Annotated in this window: 16 protein-coding genes; 10 read left to right on the top strand and 6 right to left on the bottom strand. The window is 70.7% G+C overall.

Going from position 1 to position 13253, the window contains the following annotated elements; translation table 11 throughout:
* Window positions 1–3 precede the first annotated feature (3 nt).
* The 3 genes from IE307_RS39725 to IE307_RS39715 are packed head-to-tail and all read right to left on the bottom strand — an operon-like array spanning window position 4 to window position 1951.
* Complete coding sequence (locus IE307_RS39725) at window positions 4–201, bottom strand: helix-hairpin-helix domain-containing protein (RefSeq protein WP_191304647.1); 198 nt, start codon at window positions 199–201, stop codon at window positions 4–6.
* Complete coding sequence (locus IE307_RS39720; RefSeq protein ID WP_191304646.1) at window positions 198–824, bottom strand: response regulator transcription factor; 627 nt, start codon at window positions 822–824, stop codon at window positions 198–200. Before IE307_RS39720 ends, IE307_RS39725 begins: the two co-directional genes overlap by 4 nt.
* Window positions 821–1951 (bottom strand): sensor histidine kinase, encoded by a 1131-nt coding sequence (locus IE307_RS39715; RefSeq protein WP_191304645.1) that lies wholly within the window; start codon window positions 1949–1951, stop codon window positions 821–823. Before IE307_RS39715 ends, IE307_RS39720 begins: the two co-directional genes overlap by 4 nt.
* Before the next feature lie 109 nt (window positions 1952–2060).
* Here IE307_RS39715 and IE307_RS39710 point away from each other — a divergent pair, with 109 nt between their 5' ends.
* The 3 genes from IE307_RS39710 to IE307_RS39700 all read left to right on the top strand — a co-directional run bounded on the left by IE307_RS39710 (window position 2061) and on the right by IE307_RS39700 (window position 5508).
* Window positions 2061–2735 carry an ABC transporter ATP-binding protein gene (locus tag IE307_RS39710; protein ID WP_191304644.1) on the top strand — a complete coding sequence of 225 codons (675 nt, stop codon included), beginning with the start codon at window positions 2061–2063 and terminating at the stop codon, window positions 2733–2735.
* Window positions 2732–4909 (top strand): FtsX-like permease family protein, encoded by a 2178-nt coding sequence (locus tag IE307_RS39705; RefSeq protein ID WP_191304643.1) that lies wholly within the window; start codon window positions 2732–2734, stop codon window positions 4907–4909. Before IE307_RS39710 ends, IE307_RS39705 begins: the two co-directional genes overlap by 4 nt.
* A gap of 77 nt (window positions 4910–4986) precedes the next feature.
* Complete coding sequence (locus IE307_RS39700; RefSeq protein WP_191304642.1) at window positions 4987–5508, top strand: VanZ family protein; 522 nt, start codon at window positions 4987–4989, stop codon at window positions 5506–5508.
* 16 nt (window positions 5509–5524) lie between these two features.
* Here IE307_RS39700 and IE307_RS39695 read toward each other — a convergent pair whose 3' ends face one another.
* On the bottom strand, window positions 5525–6061 hold the full coding sequence (locus tag IE307_RS39695; RefSeq protein WP_191304641.1) for an SMI1/KNR4 family protein: 537 nt from the start codon (window positions 6059–6061) through the stop codon (window positions 5525–5527).
* Window positions 6062–6153: 92 nt separating this feature from the next.
* Between IE307_RS39695 and IE307_RS39690 the strand changes: the two genes are divergently transcribed.
* From IE307_RS39690 to IE307_RS39670, 5 genes are read left to right on the top strand one after another with little or no spacing between them, the layout of a single operon-like run.
* Window positions 6154–6480 (top strand): hypothetical protein, encoded by a 327-nt coding sequence (locus tag IE307_RS39690; RefSeq protein ID WP_191304640.1) that lies wholly within the window; start codon window positions 6154–6156, stop codon window positions 6478–6480.
* A complete protein-coding gene (locus IE307_RS39685) occupies window positions 6477–7667 on the top strand; it encodes a C40 family peptidase (RefSeq protein WP_191304639.1) in 1191 nt (396 codons plus the stop codon). Before IE307_RS39690 ends, IE307_RS39685 begins: the two co-directional genes overlap by 4 nt.
* Before the next feature lie 40 nt (window positions 7668–7707).
* Window positions 7708–8061, top strand: a complete 354-nt coding sequence (locus IE307_RS39680) for a YbaB/EbfC family nucleoid-associated protein (RefSeq protein ID WP_191304638.1) — start codon at window positions 7708–7710, stop codon at window positions 8059–8061.
* On the top strand, window positions 8049–8495 hold the full coding sequence (locus IE307_RS39675) for a YbaB/EbfC family nucleoid-associated protein (RefSeq protein WP_191304637.1): 447 nt from the start codon (window positions 8049–8051) through the stop codon (window positions 8493–8495). The genes IE307_RS39680 and IE307_RS39675 overlap by 13 nt, the downstream gene beginning before the upstream one ends.
* A 54-nt stretch (window positions 8496–8549) precedes the next feature.
* Complete coding sequence (locus IE307_RS39670; protein WP_191304636.1) at window positions 8550–9770, top strand: SatS C-terminal domain-containing protein; 1221 nt, start codon at window positions 8550–8552, stop codon at window positions 9768–9770.
* 56 nt (window positions 9771–9826) lie between these two features.
* On the opposite strand, the gene IE307_RS39665 is transcribed toward IE307_RS39670, so the two are convergent.
* On the bottom strand, window positions 9827–10156 hold the full coding sequence (locus IE307_RS39665; protein ID WP_191304635.1) for a hypothetical protein: 330 nt from the start codon (window positions 10154–10156) through the stop codon (window positions 9827–9829).
* 90 nt (window positions 10157–10246) lie between these two features.
* Here IE307_RS39665 and IE307_RS39660 point away from each other — a divergent pair, with 90 nt between their 5' ends.
* The gene (locus tag IE307_RS39660; RefSeq protein ID WP_191304634.1) at window positions 10247–10990 is read left to right on the top strand and encodes a GntR family transcriptional regulator; all 744 of its coding nucleotides are present in this window, start codon (window positions 10247–10249) and stop codon (window positions 10988–10990) included.
* Window positions 10991–10992: 2 nt separating this feature from the next.
* Window positions 10993–11967: a dTDP-glucose 4,6-dehydratase gene (locus IE307_RS39655; RefSeq protein WP_191304633.1), complete on the top strand. Its 975-nt coding sequence runs from the start codon at window positions 10993–10995 to the stop codon at window positions 11965–11967.
* On the opposite strand, the gene IE307_RS39650 is transcribed toward IE307_RS39655, so the two are convergent.
* Window positions 11957–13045, bottom strand: a complete 1089-nt coding sequence (locus tag IE307_RS39650; RefSeq protein ID WP_191304632.1) for an adenosine deaminase — start codon at window positions 13043–13045, stop codon at window positions 11957–11959. The genes IE307_RS39655 and IE307_RS39650 overlap by 11 nt on opposite strands.
* Between the last annotated feature and the right edge of the window lie 208 nt (window positions 13046–13253).

The following is a 13253-nucleotide window of genomic DNA, read 5'->3' as shown; positions in this document are numbered from 1 at the left end:
ACCCTAGTCGGCGGCGTAGGTCTTGCCCTGCGCCGCCAGCTCCTCCCCCAGGATCCGGATGGCCTTCGGGCCCACGCCGTGGATCTTCAGCAGTTCCTTCGCCGACACCGCGGTCAGCGAGTCGAACGTCGTGTAGCCGTGCGCGGCCAGTTCGCGGGCAGCGACCTTGCCGATTGTGCGCGGGAACTCCGGCTCACTCACGAGTTCACCAGCCCGGCACGCCACGCCCACGAGGCGATCCCGACGCGGTTCTTCACGTTCAGCTTCGTCTGCACCGACGCCAGGTGCGTCTTCACCGTCGAGAGCGACAGGAACAGCGACGAGGCGATCTCCTGGTTGGAGAGCCCGCGCGCCACCTCGCGGACCACGTCCTGCTCCCGCGCGGTCAGCAGCGACAGGTCGGGCCGCTGGGCCGGCCGCGCGAAGTGCTCCAGCATCCGCACCGTCACCTGGGGCGAGATCAGCGCGTTCCCCGCCGCGGCGGCGCGCACGGCCTCGACCAGCAGCGCCGGACCGGCGTCCTTGGTCAGGAACCCGGACGCGCCGTTCTCCAGCGCCGTGTGCACGTACTCGTCCAGGTCGAACGTCGTCACCACGACGACCTTCGTGGTGGGCGACAGCTTCTTGGTGACCTCGAGCCCGTCCAGCCCCGGCATGCGGATGTCGAGGAGAGCGACGTCCGGGTTGTGCTCGCGGGCGGCGGTGACAGCCGAGACCCCGTCGGGCACGTCGGCCACGACGGTGATGTCCGGCTGCTTCTCCAGGATCATCCGAAACCCGACGCGGACCATCTCCTGGTCGTCGGCGATGAGAACCGAGATCACTTCGTCCCTTCCAGGGGTAGCTCGGCGAGCACCTGCCAGCCGTTCTCACGCGGGCCCGCCGAGAACAGGCCACCGAGCAGGTCGACCCTCTCACGCATGCCAACGAGACCGTAGCCACCCTGGTTCAGCTCGTGCAGCTGACCGTCGTCGGCCACGATCACGCGCAACGCCCGTCCGGGCGTCCGCGAGATCTCCACGTCGATCATGGTGGGCCGCACGGCGTGTTTGTGCACGTTGGTGAGCGACTCCTGGACCAGGCGCAACACCGAGCGGCCGAGCTCGGGGGCGACCTCGTCGGGCAGGTCGATGCGCAGGCGCGTCTCGAAGCCCAGCTCGCGGGTGCGTTCGACGGCCGCGATGACGTCGGCGGCGAGGTCGGTGGTCGCGGCCTCGTTCTCGCCCTGGCGCAGGGTGCCGACGAGGCGCCGCATCGCGCCCAGCGCCTCGGTGCCCGAACGGACGATGCCGGGCAGCAGGCGGTGGGCGGCGTGCGGGTCGTCGTCGGAGACCTCCAACGCCGCTTGCGCTTGCACGAGCATGCCCGTCACGTGGTGGGCGACGACGTCGTGCAGTTCGCGGGCCAGCGCGATGCGCTCTTCCTTCTGCGCGTCGGTGACGGCGGCGGCGATGAGCCGGCCGCTCTCGGTGTCGCGGGCGCGGAAGTACAGGCCGGTGCCGACGGCGGTGAAGCCCAGCACGAGCGAGCCGAGCATCTCGTTGTAGTTGCTGCCGGAGAGCCAGTTGTCGCGGACGATCGCGGCGAAGAAGCTCACGGCGACCAGCGAGCCGACCGACCACGTGGCGGCGCGGCGCGGTTCCTCCCGGACGACGACAGCCGTGATGACCAGGCACGCGGCGGTCTCGGCGATGGTCAGGGGGCTGAGGATCGTCGGCACGTTCACGTGGAAGTACGCGATGACGAACGACGCGAAGAAGATCGACACCACCGCCACCGGGATGGTGAAGGCCCGCGACTTGAACGACGTCACGGCCGCGATGCACACCGGCACCGTCAGCAGCCACACCAGTGCGCCGGCGCTGCCGGGCTCGCCCATGATCAGGAGCTCGCCCACCATCAGCAAGGCGAGAACGGCGGCGATCGGCCATTGGCCCCGATGACTGTCCACGGGAGACAACGGTAGGACCACCACACCTCCACGGCCTCGGTCATCCGGCTGATCCGGTGTGTCGTCAAGGCTGAGGTTTTGCCCGCCCGCGCACGGCACCGTGAAGAACATGAATTCGGTTCTGGCCGCTCGTGGCCTGGTCAAGACCTACGGCGACGTGCACGCCCTCGCCGGGGTGGACATCGACATCAAGGCCGGGGACGTGCTGGCGGTCGTCGGTCCGTCCGGGTCCGGCAAGACGACGCTCCTGCACGTGCTGTCCGGCATCCTGCGCTCCGACGGCGGCGACGTGTTCCTCGACGGGCGCGCGATCGGCGAGCTGAACGAGACCGGGCGCAGCGCGTTGAGGCGCACGGCGTTCGGGTTCGTGTTCCAGTCGGGGATGCTCGTGGCCGAGCTGACCGCCGAGGAGAACGCGGCGCTGCCGATGCTGCTCGCCGGCGGGGCGCGCGAGGAGGCGCTCGGCGCGGCACGGTTGTGGCTCGCGCGGCTCGGCCTGCAGGGCCTGGAGAAGCGGCTGCCGAGCCAGCTCTCCGGCGGCCAGGCGCAGCGGGTCGCGATCGCGCGGGCCCTGGCCCACAAGCCCCGGGTGATCTTCGCGGACGAGCCGACCGGCGCCCTCGACACGCGCACCGGCCAGGAGATGATGACGGCCCTGCTGCAGGCCGCCGAGGAGACCGGCGCGGCCGTCGTGATCGTCACGCACGACAAGGCGATCGCGGACCGGGCGCTGCGGGTCGTCGAGATCCAGGACGGCAAGATCGCAGCGGGGGTGTCCGCGTGAGGATCGCTCTCGCGGTGCTGCGCAGGGACCGCCGCAGCCAGGTCGCGACCGTGCTGGTCGCGCTCGGCGTGATGATCGCGGTGTCGCTGGTCCTGTGGCTCCTCGCCGCACCGAACGGCCTGCAGGCGCGCGCCGACCGCACGGCGTGGCGCGACGGGATCGGCCAGAACGACAAGGGCGCGATCTCCGTCGCTCTGAACCAGGACTCCTTCGACGGCAAGCTCATCGAACGGTTCGACGTCGCCCGCACCGAGCAGGGCCCGATCCCGGTCGCGGCGGGCATCGCGAAGTTCCCGGAGGCGGGCGAGGTGCTGCTGTCCCCCGCACTCGCGGACCTCGTGCGCGCCACCCCGCCGGAGAAGCTCGGCAACCGCTTCCCCGGCACGCGGATCGCCGAACTGGGGCCGGAGGCGCTCAAGTTCCCCGGCGAGCTCGTCGCGGTCATCGGCCACGAGAAGGTCGAGAACGGCTATCCCGCCGCCGACCTGCGGGGCGGCGCCGGCTCGTACCGCGACGACTACCACGGCATGCTCTACCTGCTCACGCGCGTCGGGCTCGTGGTGCTGGTCGTGCCTTGCCTGGTGCTGGTCGCCTCGGCCGCCAGGCTGACCGCGGCGAAACGGGAACGGCGCCTCGCCGCGCTCCGGCTCGCCGGCGCCAGTCCACGCCAGGTCGTGGTCATGACGGCCGTCGAGACCGCGATCGGCGCGGTCGTCGGCAGCGTGCTGGGGGTGGTGCTGGCCCAGCCGTTCAGCCACCTCACCGCGAAGGTCCCGTGGGAGGGCGGCACCTGGTACCCCGGCGACTTCGTGCCGGAGCCCGCGGTCGTGGCGGCGGTGGCCGTGCTCGCGCCGCTGCTGGTCGTCGGGGCCGCGGTCATGGGGCTGCGGCGCGTGGTGAACCAGCCGCTCGCGGCGGAGGCGAAGCGCAAGGTCCGGTCGTGGCGGCTGCTGACCATCGCCGGCGCGTTGGGCGTGTTCTTCCTCGGCGTCGTGTACGCGCAGCAGGCCAGCGGCGACGGCCAGTTCACCGTCGTGCTCCTCGGCCTCGGCGCGGTGGCACTCGCGCTGGTGCTGGCGGGGCCCGTGCTGACGGCGTGGGTGGGCAGGTTCTTCGTCGGGCGGTGGCGCAGGCCGTCGACGTTGCTGGCCGGGCGCAGGCTCGCCGGTGACCCGGTGGCGGCGTTCCGCGGCTCGGCGGGCGTGGTGATCGCCGTGTTCACCGGCTCGATGGCGCTCACGATGCTGCCGGGGCTGGAGAGCCAGGTCCCGTACCGCGACTCGACGTGGCTGGAGAACGCGATCGTGGCGGAGCAGGTGAGGCACGACGTCACGCCGGTGCGCCTGGCGACCTCGGCGCCGATCGTCACGATGCTCGACGGCACGATCAGGAGCGGCGACTACGGGACGTACGTCGTCGTCGGTGACTGCGCCGACGTCGCGAAGGTGCTGGCCGGTCTGCGCTGCCAGGACGGGCCCGCCGTCTACTCGCCAGGACCGTTGCAGGGCAGGGAGTTCAAGTCGAGCGGCAGCGAGGACGAGCTGACCGCGCAGCTGCCGGCGCAGTACGAGACGCGGCCTTTCGAGGGCAGCGGCCAGGTGAGCGCGGTCATCGACAGGGCCCTGCTGCCGTCGCTCGCGGGCGAGGTGTCGATGGTCGGCGTGCCGACGACGCCGGAGAACCGCGATGCCGTGCACACGGCGCTGATCGGCACGTTGCCCGGCGTCCGGCTGGTCGACGGCGAGCAGCGGGGCCTCCACGGCGACACGCTGATGGCGGACCTGCGCAGGGCCACGGTCATCGGCCTGTCGATCGCGGCGGTGCTCGGCGGCATCGGCGCGGCGGTCGCCGCGGCCGGGTCGGTGATCGACCGCCGGCGCACCTTCGGTGCGTTGATCGCGGCCGGAACACCGATTCGCGTTCTGGCCCACGCATTGCGCCGCGAAGTGACGCTTCCCGTGGTCGCCGTCACAATTGCGGCGTGCGGTGCGGGAATTGTCGTGGGCCTCGGACTGCTCACCCTGGCGCGCGGACTGGTGGGTCACGGCGAAATGCCGATCACGCCGTGGGTCATCGCCCCGGTGGGCGTCGGCGTCGTGGTCGCGCTGGTGGCGGCCCTGGCGTGCGGGCCGGTACTACGCGGCATCAGCCCGAGGGATTACGCGGCGGAGTAGCACTCGGCCGGAAGTACGAGACGGGAACTGGCCCTCAGCGCGATGTGCGCGGAGGGCCATTTTCCTATGTTTGATTCATGACGAATGCACAGCTCGCGAGCATCCAATGGGGCGTTTTCCTGTCCATCGTTTTTCTGCTCCCGCAGCTGTTCTTCCGCCAGCTGACCATTCGCGGCACCGCCGTCACCGTCTACGCGAGCATGCTGTTCTCGGCGACGTTCCTGCCCATGCAGACCGTCGCGCCGCAACAGACCGTGCAGTTGGTCCCGTTCCAGTGGATCGCCGACACGTTCCGGGACGGGCAGATCGCGTTCGACCAGATGACGCTGAACGTGCTGCTGTTCGTGCCGCTCGGCGCGATGCTGATGTTCTGGGGCAGGCGCACGATCGGCCAGACCGCGCTGATCGGGTACGGAGTCTCGCTGTTGATCGAGGGCTCGCAGCTGCTCTGGGCGAACCGGATCTTCGACGTCGACGACCTGATCACCAACACCACCGGCACCGCGCTCGGCTGGCTCGGCGCGCTGGCCGCGGTGAAGGTCCACAGCCGCGTGACGGCCGTCGCCCAGCCGCGGCGTTCACTCGCCGGCGTGCGCTGAGAACGTTCGAACGGGTCTAGGTGGTGCGCCAGCCCAGTTCGCCGGCCGTGTTGACCTCGGGGAAGCAGTGCCCGACCGTGCTGCGCGTCTCCAGAGCCGTCGCCACCTGGTCGAACATCTCCAGGATCGACGTCCACTCCGGCTTGAGCATCTCGTTGCGCTCCTGGTCCCACTCGACGACGCAGCCGCGCAGCACGCCCGGCCGCAGGTCGACCGCGAGCACGTCACCGGTGCCGTCGAACGCGATGGGCAGCCAGCCGGGGTGGAAGCCCGAGGTCGGCGCGCCCGCCTCCGAGGTGTCCACGGGCTTGCTCGCGTGGGTGTCCCTGAGCACGAACGCGCGGTCGGCGTCGAGCGGCGTGTAGAAGGGCGGCAGGATCTCGGCGTAAAGGCCGTCCTCGGTGCCGCCGTAGACGCTCCACCACAGCTGGAGATCGATCGGAACCCGAAGCTCCGGCAGCGCGTCGTACCTCGGACGCAACACCGCGCGGGTGGCCGGAGCGTGCTCCGCCAGCCATGCCAGGATCCGGTTCCAGTGCTCGATCACACCCACCGTTCCATGATCTTGGCGGAACGTCGGGCGAGGTACCGCTCATCGGGGCAGGATCAAGGCGAACAGGTCACTACTGGGGGAAGAGCGTTCAGATGGCGGAACAAGGCCTCAAGGTCGACTTCGACGCCTTGACCGGATACGCGTCGGCGGTGAGCGGTCTGGCGAGCGAGGTCGGCGCCGTGGGCACCGGCGCGTTGAGCGGCACCACGTCCCTGCCGGGCGACTGCTTCGGCAAGCTCGGCAACGAGGTGGGGCTCAACGCGGCGTTCCAGGCCGCCGCGCAGGCCCAGCTCGACGCGCTCAAGGCCGCGTCGACGGGTCTCGCCGGCCTCGGCACCGCAGTCGCGAAGGCGCGCGACTCCTACGTCGCCCAGGAAGAGGCGCACAAGGCGTCGATCACCAAGGCGGCGCAGGTATGAGCGTCGAGGGGCTGCTGAGCCAGTTCATCGCGCCCATGAAGGAGGACCTGGCCAAGCTCGACGGCGACACCGGCGGCGCGACGCGCGCGGGGGACGCCTTCGGCCGCGCCCAGACCGCGATGAGCGACCTGGGCACGCGGCACTCCTCGGCCTCGACCGCCGTGCTGAACACGTGGTCCGGCGACAAGGCCAACGCCTTCACCGGCCGCGTCTCCACCTTCGCCTCGGCCGCGACTCTGTTGTCCTCCAACGCTTCTGCCCTCAAGACCGCGGCCTCCACCGGCGTGAGCGCGGTGACCGGTGGCCGCACCGCGATCCAGGGCCTGATCGACGAGTTCACGTCCAAGGCGACCCCGAAGCTCGCCGCCGCGCTGGCCGCGTCCCTGCTGGCGGGCCCCGGCGTGGTGCTGGCGGCGCTGGCCGACCTCGCCGGCATGGCGTCGGGTTACCAGAGCAAGACCACCGCCGAGCTGCAGAAGGTGCGCGACCAGCTCACGCAGCTCGTCGGTCAGATCAACGGCCTGCAGAAGCCGGACGCCGGCGCCCTCGCCAAGCTCGGCGAGCCGCTCGGCGGCGACGAGGGCACCACCTCGGCGTCGAGCGCCACCGAGACCAGGCCGCAGGAGTCCGGTCCGAGTTCGAACTCCGGCAACGGCTCGGGCTCCGGCGGTGGCTCCGGTGGCGGCGGCGGTGGCGGTTCGGGCGGCGGTGGTGGCGGAGGATCGGGCGGCGGTGGAGGTGGCGGCGGCTCCGGCCCGCGCCTGCCCGTCGCGATCCCGCCGCAGCCCGGCGACGGCGTCGGCGTGAACCTGCCGGACGGCAGCAGCGCCGAGGCGCCGAACGAGACCGCGGCCCAGGCCGTGCGCAACGCGTTGTCCGCCCTGGGCACCCCGTACGTGTGGGGCGGCGCGAACCCGCCCCAGGGCACGGACTGCTCCGGCCTCACCCAATGGGCGTACGGCGGCGCGGGCTTCGACATCCCGCGCCCGGCCTCGTCCCAGGCCATGGGCGCCTCGGTGCCGGCGGACCAGCTGCTGCCGGGCGACCTGGTGGTGTGGGACGGGCACGTGGCGATGGTGATCGGCAACGGGCAGATGGTCGAGGCCGGCGACCCGGTGCAGGTGCAGCCGATCCGCACGACGAACAGCGGCATGTCGTTCTACGGCTTCTACCGACCGACGGGCTGATCCGAGTTGCGGCACACTGAACGCACCAGGGGGTGATCAGGTGGACGACGACGTCGAGCGCGCCGCGCGGAAGGTGCGCGATGTCGAGCAGGCCGTGTCGGAGCACGTCACGCGCGGTGGTCCCGTCACGGGCAGGGCGTCCTCTCCGGACGGCGCCGTCACGGTGGTCGCCACGCCCGGCGGTCCGCCGCAGAGCGTCGAGGTGAGCGCGGCGGCGTTGCGGATGGGCCCGCACGGGCTGGCCGCCGAGATCATGCGCATCGCCGACAGGGCGCAGCGCAACGCGAACACCCGCCTGCACCAGACGCTGGAACGCGTGGTCGACCCGCGCGAGCTGACGGCCATGGGCATCGAGCGCGGGACCGACGACGACGAGTCCGGGTGGCGGCGGTGAACGAGGAGCGCATGCAGGCCACCGAGCGGCTCCAGCGCGACCTCGCGGCCCTCACCGCCACGGTCGAGCACCCGAACGGGACGTGCATGGTCACGGCGTCGCCGAAGGGCGAGATCAAGGCCCTGCACCTGCACCCCGCGCTGCTCAAGCAGGGTGCGCGGGCCGTGGGCGAGGTCGTCACCGAGACCGTTCGGCTGGCGACGAACGCGGCCGTGCAGCTCAGCTTCAACAAGATGGCGCTGGCCCTCGGTGACGGAATGGCGATCGACGTCGAATCGATCGCCGGAGACTCACCCTTCCGGTCGACCTGGAACCCGGTCACACCTCCCGAAGCCCCTGCTGAGCAGGCACCGCAGGAGCGCAGGACGAGGGCGCCGCGGGTCGAGGACCCCGACGAGGACGCCTTCTTCGACAACCCCTCGTGGCTTCGGTGATCAGCACCGTTACCCTCGTCCACGGCATCAAGAAGGCGTGACCGGGAGGTCAGGATGGCGCAGGACATCGTCCCCATCGAGCTGGGGTTGACGCAGGGTGACGTCGTCACGCTGTGGGCACCCCGCTGGCGCGAGAAGGGCGAGGAGTGGGAGGCGTTCCTCGGTGACGAGGAAGACCTGTTCGTCTTCCCCGACGCCGCTCACCTCGCCGCCTTCGTGCGCACCGCCGAGGAGCACGACCTGACCGACCACCCCGCGTGGCCGGTCGTGCCGTCACTCGGCGTGGCGGACCTCTCGCCGGACGACAACCACCAGTTCGACCTCGTCGGCGTGCCCGAGCTCGTCGCGGAGGACCCGGACACCTGGACGATCGGTGAGCTCGCCGACGTCGTCGCGATCGTGCGCGCTCTCGCGGACGTCTGCGACTTGGAGAAGGTCCACGAGGTGCTCGACAGCGCCGAGGGCTTCTCGCTGCTGCCGCAGGGCACGCTGCCTTTCAGCGGCCGCGACGGCGCGAAGCTGTGGGGTGAGCTGTCCGAGGTCGTCTCCGAGAAGTGGGACGAGGTCCTCGACGCGATCGACGGCGTCGTGAACACGCCGGAGGTCCCCGAGAAGGAGCTCTCCGTCGCGCAGGAGGAGCTCGCCGCGCTGGAGGCCGAAACGGCCGCCGCTGCCGCCGTCGAGGACCCCGACGAGTCCGGGGACGCGAAGGAGAAGGCCGAGCCCACGGGCTTCTGGGCCGAGGTCGGCGTCGACCCCATCAAGATCATCACTTCCGCCGGCGAGTTCTACACGCTGCGCTGCTACCTCGGCGACGACCCGGTGTTCCTGGGCCGCCGCGGCAAGATCGAGGTCTTCACGTCGCACCGCGCGCTGAGCCGCTTCGTCGCCGAGAACGACGAGCACGACCTGGCCGAGGTCGAGACCTGGAACGACATCAAGGTCAAGGCCACCGCCGGTGAGCTCGACGTCGACGTGGACGACGACAACGTCTACGTGCTGACCGGCATCGCCGAGGACATGGAGGAGGGCCCGGACTCGCTCGACCCGCAGCAGCTCGACCTCGCCGTCGAACTGTTCGAGGACGCGGCCGAGTGGGCCGAGGACGAGTCCGTGAAGGACGCGCTCGCCTCGTCCGAGTCGCTGGGCTGGCTCGTGTCGTTCGTCGTGTCGCCGGACCCGACGCGTCTCGCGCCGTCCGCCCCGTACGACGCCGAGGTGGCCGCGTTCCGCGCGCTGCAGGCGAAGTTCGAGGACCGGCTCAACAGCAACTGAGCCTTGTGACGCGAAAGAGGGCCACCCGCGCGGGTGGCCCTCTTTTTTGTTGCCGCCTAACGGACTCGGTAGCTCACGGCGTCGAATGGGTAGGTGGCCTGGTGGAGGCTGCCGAGGACGTAGTACGTGTCTCCGGACTGGCCGGGCCAGCCCTTCTGGCAGTTCGCGTTGAAGAACACCTCGATGTCGCTGGACGAGATGTTGCTCGCGGACTTCGCGGGCGCGATGTTCACGCACTCCTTGTTCGCGAGGTCGACGGCGTGCGCGGTGCCGGTCTGGCGGGCTCCGCTGTAGAAGGTGGCGCGCTCCCCGGAGGCGTGGGCGGGCAGGGCGAGGGTCATCGAGGCGAGGACGGTGAGTCCGGCGGCGATCAGTGCAGGGCGCATGAGATCGACTCTGCCAGCGGAAGCTGTCGGCAGGCTGTCGTTCACGACCGGAACCACTCCCGGTTGCGCTCGCCTGTATGATACAGGTTTATGACAGGTTCCCGGTCGCAGCGGCTCGCCACCGAACTGCGGGAGCGCATCACGCTCGGCGACTACGGTCCGGCCGGGTCGATCGAGAGCGAGGCCGAGCTCGGCCGCCGCTACGAGGTCAGCCGCGTGACCGTGCGCCGGGCCTTGGAGCAGCTCCGCGACGAAGGGCTCCTGGCGTCGCGGAAGGGCGCCGGCTGGTACGTCGTGTCGTTCGCGCAGCCGTTGGCGCTCGGCACGTTCCAGCACGCGCAGTCGGCCGTCGCCGAAGCCGGTGTCTCGCTGGTGCGCAGCGTGCTCGAGTACGGCTACCACTCGCCGCCCGCCGGTGTCGCCTCGACGCTGGGCGCGGGCGAGATGCTGCGCGTGCGTTCGTTGCGCCGCACCGGGGACACACCGCTCGACGTCGTGACGGAGTGGGTGCCGCTGGCGTTGGCCGCACCGGTGAGCCGCGCCGACGCCGAGTCGCCGGGGACCTGGGAGACGTTGCGCCGCAACGGGAACCAGATCGCCGTAGTGAGGCAGAGCATTGCCGCCGTCGCCGCGGGTGAGCTCGGAAAGCTGCTCGGCGTCACGGCCACCACCCCGGTGCTGCTGGTGCGCCGCATCGCCCTGGACACCTCGGAACACCCGATCGCCCTGTCCGAACACCACTACCTGGGCCACCGGTTCCAGCTGGAGGTCGAGTTCCGCGGCTGGCCCGGCGCGGAACCTCCCGGCGTCGCCGCGATTCCCACGGAGGACTGACCATGCGCGTGCTCGTCACCGGAGCGGCCGGGTTCATCGGCTCGCACTTCACCCGCTACTGGCTGCGCGAACACCCGGCGGACGAGGTGATCGCCCTCGACGCCCTCACCTACCGCGGAACCCGGACGAACCTGCCCGCCGACGTGCCGTTCGTGCACGCGGACATCTGCGACGCGGACGTGGAAGGTGTCGACGTGGTGGTGAACTTCGCCGCCGAGTCCCACAACAGCCTCGCCGTGCTGGACCCCGCCCGTTTCTTCCGCACGAACGTCCTGAGCACGCAGGCGTTGCTGGAGTCGTGCCGTCGCGCGGGCGTGCGGCGGTTCCACCACGTGTCGACGTGCGAGGTGTACGGGGATCTCGCGCTGGACGCGGCCGAGGCGTTCCACGAGGAGTCGCCTTATCGGCCGCGCACGCCTTACAACGCGTCGAAGGCGGGCTCAGACCACGCCGTGCGCTCCTACTTCGAGACGTTCGACCTGCCGGTGACGATCACCAACTGCGCCAACAACTACGGCCCGAACCAGTTCCCCGAGACCGTCCTGCCGCTCTTCACGACGCGAGCCCTGAACGGCGGGCAACTGCCCGTCTATGCGTCGAAGGACAACCGCCGCGAGTGGATCCACGTGCTCGACCACTGCCGCGCGATCGACGCGGTGCTGCACGACGGCGTCGCCGGCCGGACGTACCACGTCGGCACGGGCGTGGAGGCCAGCGTCGACCAGATCGCCGACCTGGTCCTGGACGAACTCGGGCTGCCCTCGTCGCGCAAGTCGGTCGTGGCGGACCGCCCCGGCCACGACCGCCGCTACCTGCTGGACTCCACCCGGATCGGCCGCGAGCTCGGATGGCGCCCGGAGATCGGCTTCGAGGCCGGTGTCCGGGACACCATCCGCTGGTACGCGGCCAACCGCGCGTGGTGGGAGCCGCTGCTGGAGCTGAGCCCGATCGACGAGAGCGCCTGGGCTACGCGGTGAGCGCCGCGTACCCCGGCTTGACCAGCTCGTTGATGATCGCGAGCCGCTCGTCGAACCCGAGGAACGCCGACTTCATCGCGTTGATCGTGAACCACTGCAGGTCCGCCCACCCGTAACCGAACGTCTCGGCCAGCGCGGCGAACTCGCTCGACAGCGAGCAGTCGCTCATCAGGCGGTTGTCCGTGTTGACCGTGACGCGGAACCGCAGCTTCGCGAGCAGCCCGATCGGGTGCTCGGCGAGCGTCGGCGCGGCACCGGTCTGCAGGTTGGACGTCGGGCACATCTCGAGCGGGATGCGACGATCGCGCACGTACGACGCCAACCGTCCCAACTGGACGGTGCCGTCACCGGACACCTTGATGTCGTCGACGATCCGCACCCCGTGCCCCAAGCGCTCGGCACCGCAGTGCTGGATCGCCTCCCAGATGGACGGCAACCCGAACGCCTCACCGGCGTGGATGGTGAAGTGCGCGTTCTCCCGCCGCAGGTACTCGAACGTGTCGATGCCCTTGGTGGGAGGGAACCCGGCCTCGGGCCCCGCGATGTCGAACCCGACGACACCGAGGTCCCGATACCGGACGGCCAGCTCGGCGATGCGCAGCCAGCCCTCGTTCTGACGCATGGCGCACAACAACGTGCCGACCCGGATCTTCCGCCCGGTGGCGGCAACCCGCTGCTCGCCGACGCGGAAGCCCTCCTGCACGGCCTCGACGACCTGCTCGAGCGAGAGGCCCTTGTCCGTGTTCAACTCGGGCGCGTAACGGATCTCCGCATAAACGACACCGTCCGCGGCCAGGTCCTCCACGGCCTCGGCGGCCACGCGGACAAGCGACTGCTCGTCCTGCATGACACCGCAGGTGTGGGCGAACCCCTCCAGATACCGGACCAGTGAGCCGGAGTTGGCGTTGTCTCGAAACCAACCGCCGAGGACGCCCGCGTCTGTGGTGGGCAGGCCCTGGTAGCCGGTGGCATCGGCGAGTTCGATCACCGTCTGCGGGCGGAGGCCACCGTCGAGGTGGTCGTGCAACAGCACCTTCGGGGCGTTGCGGATGGTCTCCAAGGTAAGCGGCGTGGACATTGCTACACGTTACTCCAGCCGCCGCAGCCCCAACGGGCCTCGCCCAGCGGCGCCCACCGCCGTCCGCCCTCGCAAAGCAACCACGGACGCAAGCCCGGCGCGCGGTGCCAACCGCCGCTCGCCCACGCAAAGCAACCACGCGCACAAGCCCGGCGCGCGGTGCCAACCGCCGCTCGCCCACGCAAAGCAACCACGCACGCAAGCCCGG

The sequence above is a fragment of the Lentzea cavernae genome, assembly GCF_014653695.1.
In the GTDB taxonomy this organism is placed as follows: Bacteria; Actinomycetota; Actinomycetes; order Mycobacteriales; family Pseudonocardiaceae; genus Lentzea; species Lentzea cavernae.
Note: the sequence above shows the minus strand (reverse complement) of the source record. Positions and strands in the feature narration are given on the sequence as shown.